Origin of the sequence: Bacillus sp. JJ783 (genome assembly GCF_036963225.1) — a bacterium.
In the GTDB taxonomy this organism is placed as follows: domain Bacteria; phylum Bacillota; class Bacilli; order Bacillales; family Bacillaceae_G; genus Bacillus_A; species Bacillus_A cereus_U.
Map to the genome: position 1 here is coordinate 1 of NZ_JBALMG010000108.1, position 19,652 is coordinate 19,652.

A 19,652-nucleotide genomic window follows, 5' to 3' on the forward strand; every position below is an offset into this window, starting at 1 on the left:
TTATATTTTCTAGCATACTATCAAATCCTTATATTATTTTTTATACCACTACCTTTTTCTGCAGTTCATTACTATAATTTGATTATACATATATGGTTATGAAAAATGGTCCACTGAAAGCAGACCGAACGGAGGAAATCTATGGAACCAGAACGCAATATTATATTAGAGATTACAAGTGAACTAAAACCTATAGGTGCCACTAGCGCTCTCTCGTACACTCCCTTAACATCTATAGTCTTAGGTGCATTAAATGTACAGGCACTAATTAAAAAGATAAATATATTAAACAATGATATAAAAGCACAACCAACCTTAATCGGCTATTATATTGAAAAAATCTGTGAAAAACTTGATGTGAAAAATACAGATATCTTTAATGCAGCCAACTTGAGTAAATCTTATTTTTATCAGATTAAAAAAGGGCAAAAACATCCAAGTAGAAATACGTTAATTAGTTTATGCTTTGCTTTTCCATTAAACGTTTCTGAAACTAACCTTTTTTTTAAAAAAGGAGGTTATAATGAATTATATTTTAGAGATACACGAGACGCTATTATTGCCCATTGTTTAGAAAAGAAACATAATTTAATTGCAACGAACATTGAATTAGACGTATTAAAATTAGAAATAATCGAATGACATTAATCTATATAAATAAAACAGAGGCATCTAAGAAGATCCCTCTGTTTTATTTACTATTACAAATTATTTCATCATCTGCTTAATTAACTCTCGATTTCTCTTCTTAAATACTTCATTATGCGAAGAAACCATTCCGTACTCACTTGCATCTGGTTGAATAAATTGTTTCGCTTTATTCACAGCATTTCCAGCATCTTGGAACGCCCCTGCAATTAAATGTAATTTCCCTTCATGCTTTAAAATATCTCCAGCGGCATATAATCCATCTACCGAGGACTCACTATTTGCATTCCCTGCGATAAAGTAATTATCCACAATTGCGACATCTAGCTCACTATTTTCCAATAATGTAATGTCACGTTCATATCCATGATTAATAATAACTTCTTCAACAGGTAAATGAGAAACCTCTCCAGTTTCATGATTTGTTAATTCTACATGTTCAATCGCTTCATGGTTATCACCGGCAATTAATTTTGTAATCGATGTATTAAAGAAACATTCCGCTGAACTGTTCATAAGTTGTTTTACTTGTGCTTCATGACCAGATAATTCTTCTTTTCTATATGTTAAATAAACTTTTTTCGCGATTGGTTCTAATTCATTCGCCCAATCAATTGCAGAGTTCCCTCCGCCTGAAATAATTACCGTTTTATCTTTGAAACGTTTTAACGATTTAACTGTATAATTTAAATTTGAGACTTCGAATCTCTCCGCACCCTCAATTGATAACTTTTGTGGATTCAATATACCACTCCCAGTTGCGACAATCACTGTTTTGGAAAAATGTTCTTCCCCAGAGCTTGTTTTCAACGTAAAAATGCCATCCTGATTACGAATAATTGATTCTATTTTTGTATTCAATACAACTTCAGGCTGAAATGTTAATCCTTGTTGTACAAGTTGCTCAATTAATTTCTCACCAGTAACCGGTAATAATCCGCCAATATCCCAAATCATTTTCTCCGGATAAACATGTATTTTTCCACCTAACTGTGGTTGAAATTCTATTATTTTCGTTTTCATTTCTCTTAGTCCACTATAAAAAGCTGAATAAAGCCCCGCAGGCCCTCCGCCTATCACGGTTACATCAAACAATTCTTCTTGATTCATTCGAGCTCACTCCTCAGCTATTAGTCATTGATTATCATTCTCAATAAAATATAACTTGTTTTTATAAATTTTACAATCAAAATCACTATTGACAATACACCTATATAAAATTATAGTATTTAAAGAATCAATAGTGATAATCATTATCAATTTGTTAATTATTAGCAACTGTGAGATTACATCTTCTTCTATTACTATGGTGAATACTATATGGTAAAATCTCATATTCAAGATTGTTAATAAGACTTTTGTATTACCACTAACTTTTCAAAAGATTAAAGCTAAACAATTTATTGTATATCACATATCATCTATCAAAAGGAGAAAGACGATGAAAAAATTATTTATTTCACTAACAGTTCTGTTCGTCCTTGTTATGAGTGCTTGTAGCAATGGTTCAACAGACAAGAAGAACGACGCAAAAGGTAAAAAATCAGAAACAATTACATACCAATCAGAAAATGGTAAAGTAGAAGTTCCAGCAAATCCACAACGTGTTGTTGTCCTATCATCATTCGCTGGTAACGTAATGTCATTAGGTGTAAACCTTGTTGGGGTAGACTCATGGTCTAAACAAAACCCACGTTTCGATAGCAAACTGAAGAATGTCGCTGAAGTATCAGATGAGAATGTTGAAAAAATTGCTGAATTAAATCCAGATTTAATCATTGGGTTATCAAATATTAAAAATGTTGATAAGTTAAAGAAAATCGCTCCTACTGTAACATACACTTACGGAAAAGTTGATTACTTAACACAACACTTAGAAATCGGTAAATTATTAAATAAAGAAAAAGAAGCAAAAACTTGGGTTGATGATTTCAAGAAACGCGCACAAACAGCTGGAAAAGACATTAAAGCGAAGATCGGTGAAGATGCAACAGTTTCTGTTGTTGAAAACTTCAACAAACAGCTTTACGTATACGGCGAAAACTGGGGCCGTGGAACAGAAATTCTTTACCAAGAAATGAAATTAAAAATGCCTGAAAAAGTAAAAGAAAAAGCTTTAAAAGAAGGATACTACGCATTATCTACTGAGGTATTACCTGAGTTCGCTGGTGATTACTTAATCGTAAGTAAAAACAAAGATACTGATAACTCATTCCAAGAGACAGAATCATATAAAAACATTCCAGCAGTAAAAAATAATCGTGTATATGAAGCAAACATGATGGAATTCTATTTCAATGATCCACTTACATTAGATTTCCAACTAGACTTCTTCAAGAAGAGCTTTCTTGGTCAATAATACAAACATGAGGAATTCTTAATTTAAGAATTCCTCTTCCTTTATTCTATGAAAAGAAAAGATGTGAAACAAATGAAAAAAGAGCAAGACAACCTACGTTCCAACGCTTTTACATACAAATTAATTTTGAGTATCATTGCATTCTTTCTTATTTTTATATTTGCAATGGTGTTAGGTGCTGCAGATACTTCTATAAAAGACGTATGGTTAGCACTTACTTCCTCTGCTAAAGGAGATAAGCTATCCATCCTGCGTGAAATACGTTTACCACGTGAAGTTGCTGCTATTTTTGTAGGAGCTGGACTCGCTGTTTCTGGTGCAATTATGCAAGGATTAACACGAAATCCACTTGCCGATCCGGGATTACTAGGCTTAACTGGTGGCGCAAATGCTGCACTTGCACTAACACTTGCCTTCAATCCTTCTATAAGCTACCTTTACTTAACACTAGCTTGCTTTATCGGCGCTGCAATTGGCGCTATTATGGTATTCGGAATTGGCATGGTGAAAAAGGGCGGACTTTCTCCCCTTCGAATTGTATTAGCCGGTGCTGCTGTTTCAGCATTTCTACTCGCAATTTCAGAAGGAGTCGGCATTTACTTTAAAATTTCACAAGATGTATCAATGTGGACGGCTGGGGGCGTAATTGGAACGAGTTGGAGTCAATTAAAAATTATTATTCCGGTTATTTCAATAAGTATATTTATCGCTATCTTACTTGCAAAGAAATTAACAGTTCTTAGTTTCAGTGAAGAAGTTGCCGTTGGACTCGGTCAAAAAATTATCGTCATTAAAACAATTTTATTTATCATTATTATCTTGCTTGCAGGTGCTTCTGTAGCGCTTGTCGGAAACATGGCATTTATCGGCTTAATGATACCTCATATGGTTCGTCCAATCGTTGGACCAGACTACCGTTTTGTTATACCGATGTCAGCGATCGCTGGTGCTTCCTTTATGCTGCTCGCAGATACAATCGGACGTACAATTAACGCTCCGTATGAAACACCAGTTGCTGCAATCGTTGCAATTGTAGGATTACCATTCTTCCTATTCATTGTACGTAAAGGAGGAAGAACTTTCTCATGATGCAATCTATTCTAAAGAAACAACGCCTTATCATACTTGCATTACTTATACTTACCATCACAACAATTGTAATTGGAATGGGGCTCGGTTCTGCCGCTCTCTCCTATGACAGATTAATCCCAACACTTATGGGACAAGGTACATTTAAAGAAGACTTCGTTTTATATTCTTTAAGGCTACCTAGAATCGTCATTACATTATTAGCTGGTATGGCACTCGCTTTATCAGGTGCTGTATTACAAGGTATTACCCGAAACGATTTAGCTGAACCTGGTATTCTCGGCATTAACGCTGGTGCTGGTGTTGCAGTTTCTGTTTTCTTTCTATACTTCCCGATAGACGTAGGTTCATTCCTTTACCTACTACCAGTCGTTGGATTTATCGGTGCGTTTCTAACAGCTGTTCTAATTTACGTATTTTCATATAGTAAATCCACCGGCCTTCAGCCAATACGATTAACATTAACCGGCATCGGTTTTTCATTTGCACTATCTGGAATAATGATTGTCCTTATTTCATCCGCTGATCGTATGAAAGTGGACTTTATCGCCAAATGGATTGCCGGAAACATTTGGGGAGATGACTGGACATTTGTTTTAGCAATGCTTCCTTGGCTAATCGTATTAATCCCATTTGTCTTCTATAAAGCAAATCGATTAAATATACTAGCATTAAACGAGCCAGTAGCAATCGGTGTTGGAATTGAAATTGAAAAAGAGCGAAGATACTTATTAATCGCAGCCGTTGCACTTGCTGCCGCTGCTGTTTCTGTAACAGGTGGAATTAGCTTTATTGGACTAATGGCTCCTCACATCGCGAAATCTTTAGTAGGTCCAAGGCATCAAATCTTCATGCCAATCGCTGTTTTAATTGGTGGATGGCTATTACTATTTGCAGACACAATCGGACGAAATATCGTTGAACCTAACGGTATTCCCGCTGGTATTGTCGTTGCTTTAATTGGTGCACCTTACTTTATGTATTTGTTGCTCAAGAAAGCATAAAGAACCCCCCTCAAGATTTTTTCTTGAGGGGGGTTTCATTTCATTCTATTGCTGCCCATACCCTTCAAACTTCTTCGCCAAATTCTCCATCTCGTCTTCTGGCAGTAATTTCGGTTCTCCGATACTTTTCGTTTGATAATAAATTTGAGCACAAAACTCTATTTCTTCTGCAATAGTAAACGCCATTTTTATATTATTCGCTCCAGCCATTAAACCATGGTTCGCAAGCAAAACTGCACGACGATCAATCATTCCTTCAAAAGCAGCCTCTGCTAACTGCTTCGTACCAAACGTTTCATACGATGCACAGCGGACATTCGGACCTGCAAAAGCAATTAAATATGACACAGCAGGAAGTTCCCATCCTAATGATGCGATTGTCTTCGCATAAGGAGAATGTGTATGTACAAGCGCATTTATATCTTCACGATTTCTATAATAGATAAGATGCATATCTAATTCACTTGATGGTTTTCTCTCTCCCTCTATCACTTCACCATCTAAATTCAGTATAACTACATCTTCAGGCGTCGTTTCATAATAATCTAAACCGCTTGGGCTAATTGCAACAAGACCTTGTTCACGATTGAAAATACTAATATTTCCCCCAGTCCCCTTTGTTAAACCACTAGAAATCATTTTCTTTCCGTACGCTACAATTTCTTCTCTTTCTTTTTGCAGTAACATATACATCCCCCTAAGTATGAAGCTTATGATGACTATTTTTCTAAAAAACTATCTACTTATTGAAATAGCTTTTTTAAATTCTCCGTAAACGGTGCTTTCACAATTCCTTTTTCCGTAATAATCGCTGTTACATTGTCAGATGGTGTGACATCAAATGCCGGATTGTATACTTTACTTTCTTGCGGAGCAGAGTATTGTCCGAAACGATTAATCACTTCAGAAGCATCCCTTTCTTCAATTGGAATTTCTTTTCCTGTCAGTGTTTTCAAATCAATTGTCGGCGTTGGTGCTGCTACATAAAACGGAATGTTATAATATTTAGCCAAAATCGAAACACCTAATGTTCCAATTTTATTTGCTACATCCCCGTTTGCTGCTACACGATCACATCCAACGATTACTGCATCAATTTTCCCTTGTGACATGACCATTGCTGCCATATTATCTGTAATGACCGTTACATCAATTCCCGCTCGCTGCAGTTCTAATGCTGTTAACGTTGAACCTTGTAATCTAGGGCGTGTTTCATCCGAATAGATTTTTAAGTCCCATCCTTTTTCTTTCGCTAAGTACATTGGAGCTGTCGCAGTACCATACTTAGTCGTTGCTAACGCACCTGCATTACAATGCGTTAATACCCCCATGCCATCATGAAATAATGTTAATGCATGTTCTCCAATTTGACGGTTAATTTCTTCATCTTCTCTATGAATCTCTTTTGCTTCTTCTAATAATCTATCTTTCAACTGCGCAATTGATAAGTGAGCATTCTCTTTCGCTACACTTTCCATTCTTTCAAGCGCCCAAAATAAATTTACTGCCGTCGGTCTTGATGTCGCTAAGTATGCACATACCTTTTTTACTTCCGATATGAATTCTTCCGCCGAACTTTTAGTAACTTCATTTACCCCTAAATACACACCGTAGGCTGCTGAAACACCTATTGCCGGCGCTCCTCGTACTTTCATTACTTGAATCGCATCCCACACACCCTCAGCCGTTTTAAAAGATTCATAGACTACTTCGTTCGGTAATACCGTTTGATCCAATAACACTAAAGCATCATCTTTCCACTGAATTGGTATTAATTGCTCTGTCATCATCTTCTCCCCTTATTTCGCACTATGCATTGACTGTTTTTTTAACGTTTCTACAAAGCTGCTACCTGTTTTATATTGATTCGCTTGTAAAATAAACTTCTTCGCTACTTGAAGACAAATTCGCTCCGCTCTAGCACGCGCTGCGTCATTCTCAATACAAGTCATATCCTTTACCTTCGCTAGACCAACAATACGACGAATTAACTCAAGACCCGTCACTGCAGCTGTATCCTCTAATACAGATTGTAAATAAACTCGGTTAAAGCCTTCTTCCTTCGCCATAATCTCTGTCACATGAATATCCCAAGCATCTAAAAACTTCTTCTTAAATAAATCAATTACATCTATCATGGTAGATTCTATCCAGTTCATATATGTATCTTTCTCAATACCAGATTGCATCACTGCATCTGCATTCACCCATGCAAACATTAAATTCGCCATTATATTCCCAACGTCATATCCCATAGGTCCATAAAAAGCAAATTCAGGATCAATAACCTTTGTAGAATCACTTTTTACAAAAACAGAACCAGTATGTAAATCACCGTGAAGTAGCGCTTGTGCATTCGTCATAAACGAAAACTTAAGTTTTGCTACTTCCATACGAAGCTCTTTATCACTATAAATATGCTCCCTAATCCATCCTTCATTTAATTGAAACAATTCGTTGCGTTTATTATGGTTTGTGAATGGCTCTGAATATACGAGGTCCTCTGTAATCTCACATAACTCAGGATTTATATAATTCTTCACGAGTTCCTTCTTCTCTTTATGATTCATTACAACATCTGATGTTAATAGAAGAGTGTTTACCATAAAAGTAGTTAAATCATCAGCAAGCTTCGGAAACATTTGATGATTTATGAGTGCTGTGCGCAATATTGTGTGATCTGATAAATCTTCCATCACGCAACAATTCATCACACTATCAAACAAATATACATTTGGCACGAGTCCAGATGCTAACTCTCCTTCTAATCGCAAAACATCTGATTCTATACGGATTCGATTCGTCGACAACTTAAACTCATCTGAAATACGCGCTGTATCCCCAGCTTGCTTTACAATGACAGAAATGTTCTTCTGTTCATCCCAAACGCGGAACACATAATTTAAATTACCATCACCTATTTCTTTACACTTTAGCCCCTTTACATGTTCGAACTTGGGTAATTTCTCTTGCACATATGCGATCACATCTTTAGCTTCCATTAAAAAATACTTCGTGAACTTAGACATGGTTTCCCCTCCACACTAAATGTAAACGTTTTCTAAAAGCCGTAAAAAATAATAGACTGAAATTTTTTCAATCTATACTATATCTTCTCTATTGCAATACATATCTCGCTTTTATTATATCTTGTTAGAAATGAGCGTCAATGTTTCTATTTCTCATCTTAAATATACTTCTTATTATATATATTTAAGATGACAATAATTGTTCACAAAGATTCCGATACATTTTGTTTTATTTATTGCACAATTCTTTGTAAAATAGAAGTAAGCAGTTCCTTTTCAAATCTACAACTTCTAAGAAATATTTCCTTCCTAAGAATTTATACTTACACCTTATCTCTAATATAAACACTACTCTTTCAAACACTCATTGAAAATTTATGACTTAAAAATTACCTTTTAATTCCCTAACAACCTTAATTGAGAATAAATATTAATTAAATTGGTATAAAGTTGGTTTATTCTCTTGACAAAATAACCACTTCTATATGATAATTAATATCGAATTAGAATTATTATAGTTAATTAAAAAATATATTTTATGAGCAAACTAATTTCCGATGCTCAAAACCAACCTTTAGGAGGAATTTTAATATGTTATTAATCGGCACAGAAGTAAAACCGTTTAAAGCTAATGCTTACCATAATGGAGAATTTATTCAAGTTACTGACGAAAGTTTAAAAGGAAAATGGAGCGTAGTTTGTTTCTACCCAGCAGACTTCACATTCGTTTGTCCAACTGAACTTGAAGACTTACAAAACCAATACGCAACTCTAAAAGACTTAGGCGTTGAAGTATACTCTGTATCTACAGACACTCACTTCACTCACAAAGCATGGCATGATAGCTCAGAAACTATCGGCAAAATCGAATACATTATGATTGGTGATCCAACTCGCACAATCACTACAAACTTCAACGTTTTAATGGAAGAAGAAGGTCTTGCTGCTCGTGGTACATTCATCATCGATCCAGACGGCGTTATCCAATCTATGGAAATCAATGCTGACGGTATCGGCCGTGACGCAAGCATTCTTGTTAACAAAATTAAAGCAGCTCAATACGTACGTAACAACCCAGGTGAAGTTTGTCCAGCTAAATGGCAAGAGGGTTCTGCAACACTTAAACCAAGCCTTGACCTTGTAGGCAAAATCTAAGGAGTTCGATCAAAATGATACTAGATGCAGATATAAAAACACAACTATCCCAATACCTTCAGTTAATGGAGAACAATATTTTACTTAAAGTAAGCGCAGGAGACGATAACGTATCTAAAGATATGTTATCTCTAGTAGATGAATTAGCTACTATGTCATCTAAGATTACAGTAGAAAAAGTTGAACTAGAGAGAACACCAAGCTTTAGCGTAAATCGCCCTGGCGAAGACACTGGTGTCGTATTCGCTGGTATTCCATTAGGACACGAATTTACTTCATTAGTGTTAGCTTTACTACAAGTTAGTGGACGTGCTCCAAAAGTTGAACAAAAATTAATCGATCAAATCAAAAACATTCAAGGCGAATATCATTTTGAATCTTATATCAGCCTAAGTTGTCATAACTGTCCTGATGTTGTACAAGCTCTTAACGTAATGAGCGTTCTAAACTCTGGTATTACACATACTATGATTGATGGCGCTGCATTTAAAGAGGAAGTAGAAAGCAAAGACATCATGGCAGTACCAACTGTTTACCTAAACGGCGAATCTTTCGGAAGTGGTCGTATGACACTTGAAGAAATTTTAGCTAAAATGGGTAACGGTCCAGATGCATCAGAGCTTTCTGATAAAGATCCATACGATGTTCTTGTTGTTGGTGGCGGCCCAGCTGGTGCAAGTGCAGCAATTTATGCAGCACGTAAAGGCATCCGCACTGGTATCGTTGCTGAGCGCTTCGGTGGTCAAGTAATGGATACTATGGGTATTGAGAACTTCATCAGCGTAAAACGCACTGAAGGTCCTAAGCTAGTAGCAAGCCTTGAAGAGCACGTAAAAGAATACGACATCGATGTAATGAATCTACAACGTGCGAAACGTTTAGAGAAAAAAGAACTTATTGAAGTGGAACTTGAAAACGGCGCTATTCTGAAAAGTAAGAGCGTAATCGTTTCAACAGGTGCTCGCTGGCGTAATGTTGGCGTACCGGGTGAAGCTGAGTTCAAAAACAAAGGTGTAGCATATTGCCCACACTGTGACGGTCCATTATTCATCGGAAAAGATGTAGCGGTTATCGGCGGTGGTAACTCTGGTATTGAAGCAGCTATCGACTTAGCAGGTATTGTTAAGCACGTAACTGTTCTTGAATTCATGCCAGAATTAAAAGCTGATGCTGTATTACAAGAACGTCTTAACAGCTTACCAAACGTAACTGTTCTGAAAAACGTTCAAACGAAAGAAATCACTGGTACTGATAAAGTAAACGGTATTTCTTACATCGATCGTGAAACTGAAGAAGTTCATCACGTTGAATTACAAGGTGTATTCGTTCAAATCGGTCTTGTGCCAAACACAGACTGGTTAGGCGAAACAGTTGAACGTGTTCGCGGTGAAATCGTAACAGACAAGCATGGCGCTACAAACGTACCAGGAGTGTTTGGTGCAGGTGACTGTACAAATAATCCGTACAAACAAATCATCATCTCTATGGGTTCAGGTGCAAATGCAGCTTTAGGCGCATTTGATTACTTAATCCGTAACTAATTATATAGACATGAGTTTTACAAAAGCAGGTGCCAAGGCACCTGCTTTTTTTATAATCCTAATGTATAAACTAAAAATCTCTCATTCCCATTCTTCTCATAAGCACCCGGTAACCTTACTTCCTTCTTCAGCTCAAATGCAGTCTGATTCTCTAAGAAAAAAATATAATCCTCCGAAGGATAGTATAAAATAATATCCACTTCTCTCTCTGTTTCTTCTACCGAAAGCAAAATGTTATTTACTACATTCATAAACACTTGGACAGAAAATGGATTGAAGAAATAAAACCGGTTATCACGTGGATCAATCTCATATTCCTGTGCTAAACAACATTCAAATTGAATTTTATCTTTACTGTTTCTTATCTTCCTTGCATAACGCTCACGGTTTTCCATTGCTTCTTTATAAAACGCTTCATTCATTTCAATTCCAACCGCTGATGCATCGCACTTATGATGCATGTAAAAATTCAATCTCCCTTTTCCACACCCAAAGTCTACAATTCGATCGCTACTTTTTATTTCATATTGATTCAATAACTCATCCAACCCGCTATACGGTGTCGGTTCATAACGGTGATAGTGCATAGATTTATTAAACCCTTTTTGCTCACCAACGGTTTTTATATTTAATACAGCATCGTAATATTGTTCGTTCATTTTTTTCTCCTATTAACAAATGGTACTTATTATTATACACCATGTACTAGAGGAGAATTTTTCATCAAATTAATTGATACGTGAAATTATATCGCTGCAAAATCGAATATATCGACTTAACGACAAATTCCTACAAAAAACAGGAGCTTTCTAGCCCCTGTCTTCCAGCACTTTCAATACAGTCTGTTTCAATATTTCTACTCCATCCATTATACAGCTATGATCAAACTTCATATACGGATGGTGTAATCCAGGTTGTAAGTTCGCCCCTAGTCCAAGCATGACAGCTTTTAAATGCGGTCTCTTCACTGTGTAGTAATGGAAATCATCGCTTCCTGTCGTATACAGTGGTCCAGTACATCCCTCTTCCCCGTATACTTCAAGAATACCTTTTCGCATGAAACGCTCAGCTTCTTCTGACACTTCAGCTCCTGGTACGAGATCAATCCACTCATAAGAAAGTTTAGATCCCATTGATTCAGCTGACTGAATTACTTGCTCTATTTTTCGCTTCAATTCATCTAGTAATATGTTATTTTCTGCTCTTACATCTAAACTAAAATGTCCGTTACCTGGAATAATATTTAGATTATCACCACCAGCTTGGCATCTCGTCATCTTAACAGAATAAGACGTCTGCGGCGGTAACCATATATTTTTCAATCCAATATTGATCATCGAAATGACATCAATTGCATTTATACCTTGATGTGGGCGTGCCCCGTGTGCATCATCTCCATGAATCATACCTTCTAAAAATCCTGCTGCTCCGTGACGAATAGATGGTGCAGCTTGTTTCAAAGGCAGTTCTTCAATCGGCCTTAAATGAACACCAAATAAGAAATCTGCATCATCCACGGCGCCCTTCTCTACCATCTTTAAGGAACCATTTCCTTTTTCCTCTGCCGGCTGAAAAATAAATCTAACAGTACCGCTATCCCATCTCATATTTTTCAATTGTAAAATAAGGCCCATCACAATCGTCATATGAGCATCGTGGCCGCATGAGTGATTCGCTTTAAATTCTCCGTCTACTTCTTGCCATAGTGCATCCATATCAGCACGAATCGCGATAACTGGATTCCCTCTTCCGATTTCAGCAATCACGCCAGGGCAATCATCAAATATTTTATATGAAATTCCTTCTTCTTTTAGAAAGTTAGTAATATAAGCTGTCGTTTCATATTCCTTCCAGCTTACTTCAGGGTTTTCATGTAAATGCTGAAAAATTTCAGTTAAACGCTCTTGTAGTTCTAATGTTTTCAAAGCTTCATTCTCCTTCCCCTAATTACAAACCATTCAGATTAATTATACTTATGAAAAACAGATGTTTTTATGAACATATTGAATTTTAAGAAAAAAGTCAATTATTTATTTTTTAATACCGTTAATACCCGATTTCAACTCACCTTATAAAGATATCCATACAAATAGAACATTCGATATTTTCTGTTTTTATATTGACGCTTACATCTATTTTTAGTTATTATAACTTAATAACGTCTATTTTGCGACAATTCTAAAAATACAAACATAAATAATGAGGAGGCAGTTTATGAAAAGAGAAATACCTTTTAGCATAGCAATAATCCCTATTATCATTACAGTTGCAGTTATGATGGTTACAATTGTTGTATTAGAACAAAGCCCTCACGTCCCACTTATTATCGGTACAACCGTTGCTTCTATCGTCGCTTGGCGATACGGTTACAAATGGAATGACATTGAAGAATCGATGTATAAAGGAATTCGCCTTGCATTACCCGCTATCGTTATCATTATTCTTGTAGGTTTAACGATCGGTGCTTGGATTGGCGGCGGAATCGTCGCAACTATGATTTATTACGGCTTAAAACTTTTAACTCCATCACTATTTTTAGTTTCAATTACAATTATTTGTTCTATCGTTGCATTAGCTATCGGTAGCTCTTGGTCTACAATGGGAACAATTGGTGTTGCAGGAATGGGAATTGGCCTAAGTATGGGAATCCCAGCTCCAATGGTTGCTGGTGCCATTATTTCAGGCTCTTATTTTGGCGATAAAATGTCACCGCTTTCAGACACAACAAACTTAGCCGCAGGATTAACAAATACAGATTTATTCGTACATATTCGTCATATGTTATTTACTACAATTCCAGGTTTAATTATTACTCTTATCGTCTATGCTTTATTAGGAAGAAGCTTCGGTGATAACAATATTGATGCAAAAAGCATCGATCAAACGTTACAAGTATTGCAACAAAACTTTGTTATCTCGCCTTTCCTATTAATCATACCCGTAGTCGTTATGGTATTGGTCGCTAAAAAAGTACCAGCTATACCAGCTATTCTCGTAGGTATTATTTTAGGATTTTTATCACAAGTCTTTATTCAAGGTGGTTCTGTCTCAGCATCTGTCGGTGCACTCCAAACTGGATTTGTCATAGACACTGGAAACAAGCTAGTAGACGAACTATTTAACCGCGGTGGCTTAGATTCGATGATGAATACAGTTTCTATGACAATTGTCGCTATGACTTTCGGAGGAGTACTAGAACATACTGGCATTCTTCGCTCAATTGTAAATCAAATTTTAAAATTAGCGACATCATCAAAAGGACTTATCGCTTCTACTATCGCATCTTGCTTTGCAACGAATCTTACTTGCTCTGAACAATATATTTCGATTGTTGTTCCTTCAAGAATGTATGCAAATGCGTACACAGAAAAAGGGCTACATTCTAAAAATTTATCCAGAGCATTAGAAGATGGTGGAACATTAACTTCTGTTTTCGTACCTTGGAATACATGTGGTGTATTTATACTCGCAACACTTGGAGTCGGTGCATTCGAATATGCTCCTTATGCTATATTGAATTTCATCGTACCTATTATTTCAATCATTTATGGTATAACTGGCTTCACAATTACGAAGCTATCGGATATTGAAAAAGCAGACCTATTGAAAAAACAAAAAGCGCAACTAGAAGCTTAAAATTTTTGAAACGAATACAACGGTAAATTCAGCTCATATATTGCGCGAGGGCGCCCTTGTTGATAGGGCATTTCCTCGCCGCAAATATTGGCATACCTGTAATCAACTAATTTCTTTAACAGCCTTTCCGTCGATCGCCGAGTCACTTGTAAGTACTCAGAAAGATCGGCCGCTGTAAATTTCAATGATGGATGCGACTGACTAAACTGAATAATTTTTGACAAGTTTGCAGGACTAAGCTTCGTTTCCTTCGCTATTTTCATTAATTCAGGATTATCGTTTTTTAAACTTTGTACCCTCTGTTCTTTCGGGAACGGACCAAATAATTCTTTATCACTTGTTAGTATATAAAAGCGGCGCTCTATCGGATTATTTTTTGCGAAACCTTGAGCGATTTTTGCATTTTGTTCCGCTTCATTTATTGTTTTTCCGTAACCAAATCCAATAGATACCACTCCTTCTATATTCGTAAATAAACGATCTATCGCATTTGTTTTTGTACTCGATTCGATATCACCACGAGTTGTATACAAAATAAAAGTCATTTCATCAACTTGTTTAAATGAACCACGTAATTCTTTTGAAATTACATTTAATTGTTCAAACAATCTTTCTTGTAACTCTATAAAGGATATAATACAAGCACCAACAGTAGCTGAATGGCTTTTTGCTAACTCAGCTTTTATTTTTGCATCTTTTAACCCGTGTATAATTGATTGCGTCGGGTCTATCATACGCTCTGAAGGAATACCTATTTTTTGAAGTTCGTCGTAGACAGCGTGAATACTAGTTAAAGCTAAATCGACCTCTCCAGATTGATATTTAGCTAAATGAAAATCAATGATGCTCTTAATTTCATCATTACTCCATAACATATTTTCATAATCCATCACTTGCGGCGTTTCTTTCAGACCGATATCATGGAACACATTTGTAATAAACGAACGATCTACTAAATCAATTGAAATTTTATGAGGTTGAATACTTTGATGATATATTATAGAAAGGAGTGAAGATGCGACAGTTGTCTCGTCTTGCTGTAAGTACGTACTTGGAATTCGTAATTGTTCTCTTATTTCTTTTGCCATATAATAAGGTAAAGCACCTGAGAAAAAGATAACATCACAAGGTTTTAAACGCTTTAATATTTCAGAAGATTCTGCCGGGTGAAGGTAAATATATGGATCAATCTCTATTTCTTCTAGTTTATGAGCAATAGGTAAAAGATTCTCCATAAACTCTTTTGAACCGACAACTGCAATTTTTATCATCATTTTCTCTAACTCCTTATCATTAATTAACGACTATTTAACGTCAACTATATCAAATGTACAAAACCATTGTAAACAGGAAGGGGTCTTTATTCAATGAAAATTACAGCTATTCATCTTTACGCAATTCGTTTACCGCTTCGCGATCCGTTTGTTATTAGTTATGGTTCTTATTCTGATATGCCTTCTATTATCGTCAAAATGGAAACAGATGAAGGTATTATCGGTTTCGGCGAAGGCGTTGCCGATGATCACGTTACAGGTGAATCATGGGCAAGTACTTTCCATGTTTTAAAACATACACTAGCTCCTGCTCTTATCGGACAAAACCCGATGAATATCGAGAAAATACACGATATGATGGACAATACAATTTACGGTATTCCTACTGCGAAAGCTGCGATTGATATCGCTTGTTTTGATATACTCGGTAAAAAATTAAATCAACCTGTATATCAATTAATTGGCGGACGCTACCATGAAGAATTTCCTGTCACTCACGTCTTAAGTATTGCAGGTCCCGAAAATATGGCTGAGGAAGCTGCCTCTATGATTAAGAAAGGTTACCAATCTTTCAAAATGAAAGTCGGCACGAATGTAAAAGAAGATGTAAAACGAATTGAAGCTGTACGTGAACGTGTAGGAAATGATATCGCGATTCGCGTTGATGTAAACCAAGGCTGGAAAAATAGCGCAAACACATTAACAGCACTTCGTTCATTAGGACATTTAAACATCGACTGGATTGAACAGCCTGTTGTAGCCGATGATATTGACGCAATGGCTCACATTCGTTCTAAAACAGATCTTCCTCTTATGATTGATGAAGGATTAAAAGGCTCTCGTGAAATGCGCCAAATTATTAAATTAGACGCAGCTGATAAAGTGAATATAAAACTAATGAAATGCGGCGGCATATATCCAGCTGTAAAACTCGCTCATCAAGCTGAAATGGCAGGCATTGAATGCCAAGTTGGATCCATGGTCGAATCATCTGTTGCCTCTTCCGCAGGATTCCATGTCGCTTTCTCAAAAAAAATCATTACTAGCGTCGAGCTGACAGGACCATTAAAATTCACGAAAGACATCGGAAACTTACATTACGACGTACCATTTATTCGCTTAAACGAAAAGCCGGGACTCGGCATTGAAATAAACGAAAGTACATTACAAGAATTAACCGTCTTTCAAGACGTTGTACGCTAAAGGAGGACTCATACATGACAGTTCTATATGAAGGTTCATTAAAACAAAATAACGAGTCATTTCACGTTACATTACTATCAAGAGAGCATATCGAACAAATTTTATCACTACAAAACGTTGTAATTGAAGCATTAGAAGATAAAGGTCGTTTACAACCACTTTCACAAGAAGAATTTCAATACATTCTAGAAGGAAACGGAATGATGATCGGTGCCTTTATACAAAACGAGCTCATCGCATTTCGTGCCCTACTAGTCCCTCCTATCGACGATGAACATTTAGGGCTTGATATTGGTCTACCAGAAAGTCAGCTACACCGCGTCATCTATCAAGAAATCTCAAACGTTCATCCAAACTGCCGAGGAAATGGTATGCAAAAAATATTAGCCACAGTCATCATGGATGAATTACAAAAAGAAGACAGCAAATACGATTACGTTTGCTGCACCGTTGCACCTTTTAACATTCCTAGTTTAAAAGATAAGTTCGCGCAAGGAATGGAAATTGCTGCGCTGAAGGAGAAGTATGGCGGTAGTATGCGGTATGTTTTTGTGAAGGAATTGCGTAAGGATACAGAAAGAGATTGGACGGATGTTAAAGATATTCCGATGAGTGATGTTAGTGAAAAGCAAGCGTTACTTTCGGAGGGGTATCGTGGATATGAGATGGAGAAAATAGATGGGAATTTCGTTGTGAAGTTTGGACGATAATTCCTACACCCGTAAAAGGAGATGTCCACTGTGACATCTCCTTTTACTTTCTCCTCATTCAATAATTACCTGGTAAATGAGATTATATGAGCGATTTTTTGAATATATTGACCGCAACTCCAAATATATCAGCGATTTTTGAAATATATCGACTTACCGACAAGTATTGACAATAATCGCAACCTATATAAAGCGCATTACTAAACCGTCATCTTCCAACTCGATAACGCTAACCAGTTTTCCATTTCCTTATAATCAGGCATTATCTTCCCAACAAGACGCCAAAAAGATCGATCATGATTTAAATGAACCATATGACACATTTCATGAACAACTACATAGTCAATTACCTGCTGTGGTGCCATCGCTAGCTTCCAATTGAATGTTAGTTGTAGATTTGAATCACAAGTTCCCCACGTACGACTACTATCTGTAATACGAATAGAACGAGGCTTTGTTTTAAAGTTGCTTTGATGTGCTTTAATACTCTTTTCTACTAATGCCTTGCACTGTTTATAGTAAAAACGTTTTAAAGCTTGTTGTATTTTCTCATCCTTAAGCTCATTCACATAAATGTGTAGCTTATCCCCTTCAAAAACTGCATTGTCTTGCGTAATACTTGCATCTTGAGAAATCTGTATCGGATACGTACTCCCTAAATACAGAAAGCCCTCTCCTTGATCATAATCCTTTTCCTGTGGTCCAAGCGCCCGCTCCTGCATTTCCTTACGTGTTTTCTGAATCCAATCCCATTTCTCCTCTAGCAACTGGACTAAGTATTCAACAGGTGTCCCTTTCGGAGCTTGCACCTCAACATTTCCGTAAGAATCTACAAAAAGACGTACTGATTTTTTCTTCTTATAAGTTATATGAAAATTAATTGTCTCACCTGAATATGTATGTATCATTTCATCACCTAGCATATTTGTTTATGTTATTTTTATAAATAAAAAAGAGTAGGCTACAAACGACCTACTCTAGCTATTATACCATTTACTGTTTTAACATAAATGTTACAATGCTTATTTCTTATCCTCTATAGCTTACAGCTAATCCCTTTAAGAAATTCCTTGCGTATCTATCACCGCACTCTTTGTAATTCTTATGGCCTTCTTTTCTTAGTAGAGCGCTTAATTCCCCTTTTGTTACGATGACTCCTACGTCTTCTAATATATCAAGCATATCTTCACTTGTTAATGATAGTGCTATCTTCAATTTTTTTAGAACGAGATTATTAACACTTCCATTACTCTTTAAAGACATCGCTTGTCTATCCGATTGCCCTGGTTTTGGATCTTGTTTTCCTCTTTTAAAAGTAATAAAACCATTCAAAAATGACTCTAACATAACATTATTGCATTTTATTTCGTAATCATATTCAACTACATCAATATCATCAACTTCATCATAGTAACTGTTTTTTAATTTTGTCAGCATCTTTCGCACTTCTTCTTTTGTTACTTCAACGCCACCAAGTTTAAATATCTCCACCATATCTATATCTTTTATATCCAGAGCATATCTTACTCTAATTAAAATATCATTATTGCTTATAGCCATTGTTTGTCCTCCTGAAATGTTGATTATAATAATGCTTTTAGCATGTGTAAATGAATGTCGTTAAGTTACTACTTTAACATTTTAGAGGTTGGTTTTGTAGTCTTAGGTGGATTAATGCTTTTGGGGATGATTTTAAAACAGCAACATATGTTGTTTAGGTACTTTTAATTATCCATTTTAACCCAATTAAATTATAATAATACTAGAGTTAATATGGGAGGGAATCAATATTGAATTATCTAATTGGTTATAAAGATGCTGAACGAAACTTCGGACACGAGGACCCAATGCTAACAGAATATACATATGGAGAGTCAGGATTTAATACCAAAAAGCTCCAAAAAGCACAAAAAAGATGGGATAATCGTGCGAAATTACGGATGGGAATTTACTATTAATTAACACACTTGAAAATGGACTAACCTGATATAGGTTAGTCCATTT

At 36.1% G+C, this 19,652-nt stretch carries 19 protein-coding genes; 10 read left to right on the forward strand and 9 right to left on the reverse strand.

The features are described 5' to 3' along the window. Nucleotides 1-141: 141 nt before the first annotated feature. Nucleotides 142-642, forward strand: a complete 501-nt coding sequence (locus V7038_RS21480; RefSeq protein ID WP_335695618.1) for a hypothetical protein — start codon at nt 142-144, stop codon at nt 640-642. 66 nt (nt 643-708) lie between these two features. Here the strand turns inward: V7038_RS21480 and V7038_RS21485 are convergent, their stop codons facing one another. Continuing rightward, nucleotides 709-1,758: an NAD(P)/FAD-dependent oxidoreductase gene (locus V7038_RS21485; protein ID WP_002113590.1), complete on the reverse strand. Its 1,050-nt coding sequence runs from the start codon at nt 1,756-1,758 to the stop codon at nt 709-711. A gap of 331 nt (nt 1,759-2,089) precedes the next feature. Here V7038_RS21485 and V7038_RS21490 point away from each other — a divergent pair, with 331 nt between their 5' ends. From V7038_RS21490 to V7038_RS21500, 3 genes are read left to right on the forward strand one after another with little or no spacing between them, the layout of a single operon-like run. Then, a complete protein-coding gene (locus V7038_RS21490) occupies nt 2,090-3,007 on the forward strand; it encodes an iron-hydroxamate ABC transporter substrate-binding protein (protein ID WP_000732562.1) in 918 nt (305 codons plus the stop codon). Between the two features lie 48 nt (nt 3,008-3,055). Continuing rightward, nucleotides 3,056-4,096, forward strand: coding sequence for a FecCD family ABC transporter permease (locus tag V7038_RS21495; RefSeq protein ID WP_002113587.1), 1,041 nt, complete (start codon nt 3,056-3,058; stop codon nt 4,094-4,096). Continuing rightward, a complete protein-coding gene (locus tag V7038_RS21500; protein ID WP_002113585.1) occupies nt 4,093-5,100 on the forward strand; it encodes a FecCD family ABC transporter permease in 1,008 nt (335 codons plus the stop codon). The genes V7038_RS21495 and V7038_RS21500 overlap by 4 nt, the downstream gene beginning before the upstream one ends. Nucleotides 5,101-5,145: 45 nt before the next feature. Here V7038_RS21500 and V7038_RS21505 read toward each other — a convergent pair whose 3' ends face one another. Genes V7038_RS21505 through mtnK form a run of 3 tightly spaced genes read right to left on the reverse strand, consistent with a single transcriptional unit; the run spans nt 5,146 to nt 8,129 of the window. After that, nucleotides 5,146-5,787, reverse strand: coding sequence for an L-fuculose-phosphate aldolase (locus V7038_RS21505; protein WP_002113583.1), 642 nt, complete (start codon nt 5,785-5,787; stop codon nt 5,146-5,148). A gap of 56 nt (nt 5,788-5,843) precedes the next feature. After that, nucleotides 5,844-6,887 (reverse strand): S-methyl-5-thioribose-1-phosphate isomerase, encoded by a 1,044-nt coding sequence (gene mtnA, locus V7038_RS21510; RefSeq protein WP_002113581.1) that lies wholly within the window; start codon nt 6,885-6,887, stop codon nt 5,844-5,846. 12 nt (nt 6,888-6,899) lie between these two features. Continuing rightward, on the reverse strand, nt 6,900-8,129 hold the full coding sequence (gene mtnK / locus V7038_RS21515) for an S-methyl-5-thioribose kinase (RefSeq protein WP_002113579.1): 1,230 nt from the start codon (nt 8,127-8,129) through the stop codon (nt 6,900-6,902). Between the two features lie 591 nt (nt 8,130-8,720). Between mtnK and ahpC the strand changes: the two genes are divergently transcribed. Both ahpC and ahpF read left to right on the forward strand, forming a co-directional pair. Beyond that, nucleotides 8,721-9,284 (forward strand): alkyl hydroperoxide reductase subunit C, encoded by a 564-nt coding sequence (gene ahpC, locus V7038_RS21520; protein ID WP_000924420.1) that lies wholly within the window; start codon nt 8,721-8,723, stop codon nt 9,282-9,284. A 14-nt stretch (nt 9,285-9,298) separates the two neighbouring features. Beyond that, the gene (ahpF, locus tag V7038_RS21525; protein ID WP_002113574.1) at nt 9,299-10,825 is read left to right on the forward strand and encodes an alkyl hydroperoxide reductase subunit F; all 1,527 of its coding nucleotides are present in this window, start codon (nt 9,299-9,301) and stop codon (nt 10,823-10,825) included. Between the two features lie 50 nt (nt 10,826-10,875). On the opposite strand, the gene V7038_RS21530 is transcribed toward ahpF, so the two are convergent. Together V7038_RS21530 and V7038_RS21535 are read right to left on the reverse strand one after the other, a co-directional pair. Then, complete coding sequence (locus tag V7038_RS21530) at nt 10,876-11,484, reverse strand: SAM-dependent methyltransferase (RefSeq protein WP_002113571.1); 609 nt, start codon at nt 11,482-11,484, stop codon at nt 10,876-10,878. 150 nt (nt 11,485-11,634) lie between these two features. Continuing rightward, a complete protein-coding gene (locus tag V7038_RS21535; protein WP_002113570.1) occupies nt 11,635-12,750 on the reverse strand; it encodes a M20 peptidase aminoacylase family protein in 1,116 nt (371 codons plus the stop codon). A 289-nt stretch (nt 12,751-13,039) separates the two neighbouring features. On the opposite strand from V7038_RS21535, the gene nhaC reads away from it, so the two are divergent. Next, on the forward strand, nt 13,040-14,461 hold the full coding sequence (nhaC, locus tag V7038_RS21540) for a Na+/H+ antiporter NhaC (RefSeq protein WP_002113566.1): 1,422 nt from the start codon (nt 13,040-13,042) through the stop codon (nt 14,459-14,461). On the opposite strand, the gene V7038_RS21545 is transcribed toward nhaC, so the two are convergent. Next, a complete protein-coding gene (locus V7038_RS21545; protein ID WP_335695619.1) occupies nt 14,458-15,735 on the reverse strand; it encodes a transcriptional regulator in 1,278 nt (425 codons plus the stop codon). The two genes, nhaC and V7038_RS21545, sit on opposite strands and share 4 nt — an antisense overlap. A gap of 93 nt (nt 15,736-15,828) precedes the next feature. Here V7038_RS21545 and V7038_RS21550 point away from each other — a divergent pair, with 93 nt between their 5' ends. Both V7038_RS21550 and V7038_RS21555 read left to right on the forward strand, forming a co-directional pair. Beyond that, nucleotides 15,829-16,938 (forward strand): mandelate racemase/muconate lactonizing enzyme family protein, encoded by a 1,110-nt coding sequence (locus tag V7038_RS21550; protein ID WP_070138674.1) that lies wholly within the window; start codon nt 15,829-15,831, stop codon nt 16,936-16,938. Between the two features lie 14 nt (nt 16,939-16,952). Beyond that, nucleotides 16,953-17,648, forward strand: a complete 696-nt coding sequence (locus V7038_RS21555) for a hypothetical protein (protein WP_002113557.1) — start codon at nt 16,953-16,955, stop codon at nt 17,646-17,648. A gap of 200 nt (nt 17,649-17,848) precedes the next feature. Here V7038_RS21555 and V7038_RS21560 read toward each other — a convergent pair whose 3' ends face one another. Further along, nucleotides 17,849-18,556 carry a M48 family metallopeptidase gene (locus V7038_RS21560; RefSeq protein WP_002113555.1) on the reverse strand — a complete coding sequence of 236 codons (708 nt, stop codon included), beginning with the start codon at nt 18,554-18,556 and terminating at the stop codon, nt 17,849-17,851. A 121-nt stretch (nt 18,557-18,677) separates the two neighbouring features. Beyond that, the gene (locus tag V7038_RS21565) at nt 18,678-19,208 is read right to left on the reverse strand and encodes a DUF1456 family protein (RefSeq protein WP_002113552.1); all 531 of its coding nucleotides are present in this window, start codon (nt 19,206-19,208) and stop codon (nt 18,678-18,680) included. 230 nt (nt 19,209-19,438) lie between these two features. On the opposite strand from V7038_RS21565, the gene V7038_RS21570 reads away from it, so the two are divergent. Beyond that, a complete protein-coding gene (locus V7038_RS21570; protein ID WP_002113551.1) occupies nt 19,439-19,606 on the forward strand; it encodes a hypothetical protein in 168 nt (55 codons plus the stop codon). The last annotated feature ends 46 nt before the right edge of the window (nt 19,607-19,652 follow it).

Bases quoted from the DNA above. Each gene is read 5' to 3' on its own strand.
- V7038_RS21545 (WP_335695619.1), bottom strand. From the start codon at position 15,735: ATGATGATAAAAATTGCAGTTGTCGGTTCAAAAGAGTTTATGGAGAAT.
- V7038_RS21490 (WP_000732562.1), top strand. From the start codon at position 2,090: ATGAAAAAATTATTTATTTCACTAACAGTTCTGTTCGTCCTTGTTATG.
- mtnA (WP_002113581.1), bottom strand. From the start codon at position 6,887: ATGACAGAGCAATTAATACCAATTCAGTGGAAAGATGATGCTTTAGTG.
- V7038_RS21550 (WP_070138674.1), top strand. From the start codon at position 15,829: ATGAAAATTACAGCTATTCATCTTTACGCAATTCGTTTACCGCTTCGC.
- V7038_RS21565 (WP_002113552.1), bottom strand. From the start codon at position 19,208: ATGGCTATAAGCAATAATGATATTTTAATTAGAGTAAGATATGCTCTG.
- nhaC (WP_002113566.1), top strand. From the start codon at position 13,040: ATGAAAAGAGAAATACCTTTTAGCATAGCAATAATCCCTATTATCATT.
- V7038_RS21485 (WP_002113590.1), bottom strand. From the start codon at position 1,758: ATGAATCAAGAAGAATTGTTTGATGTAACCGTGATAGGCGGAGGGCCT.
- V7038_RS21505 (WP_002113583.1), bottom strand. From the start codon at position 5,787: ATGTTACTGCAAAAAGAAAGAGAAGAAATTGTAGCGTACGGAAAGAAA.
- mtnK (WP_002113579.1), bottom strand. From the start codon at position 8,129: ATGTCTAAGTTCACGAAGTATTTTTTAATGGAAGCTAAAGATGTGATC.
- ahpC (WP_000924420.1), top strand. From the start codon at position 8,721: ATGTTATTAATCGGCACAGAAGTAAAACCGTTTAAAGCTAATGCTTAC.
- V7038_RS21555 (WP_002113557.1), top strand. From the start codon at position 16,953: ATGACAGTTCTATATGAAGGTTCATTAAAACAAAATAACGAGTCATTT.
- V7038_RS21480 (WP_335695618.1), top strand. From the start codon at position 142: ATGGAACCAGAACGCAATATTATATTAGAGATTACAAGTGAACTAAAA.
- ahpF (WP_002113574.1), top strand. From the start codon at position 9,299: ATGATACTAGATGCAGATATAAAAACACAACTATCCCAATACCTTCAG.
- V7038_RS21560 (WP_002113555.1), bottom strand. From the start codon at position 18,556: ATGATACATACATATTCAGGTGAGACAATTAATTTTCATATAACTTAT.
- V7038_RS21500 (WP_002113585.1), top strand. From the start codon at position 4,093: ATGATGCAATCTATTCTAAAGAAACAACGCCTTATCATACTTGCATTA.
- V7038_RS21530 (WP_002113571.1), bottom strand. From the start codon at position 11,484: ATGAACGAACAATATTACGATGCTGTATTAAATATAAAAACCGTTGGT.
- V7038_RS21495 (WP_002113587.1), top strand. From the start codon at position 3,056: ATGAAAAGAAAAGATGTGAAACAAATGAAAAAAGAGCAAGACAACCTA.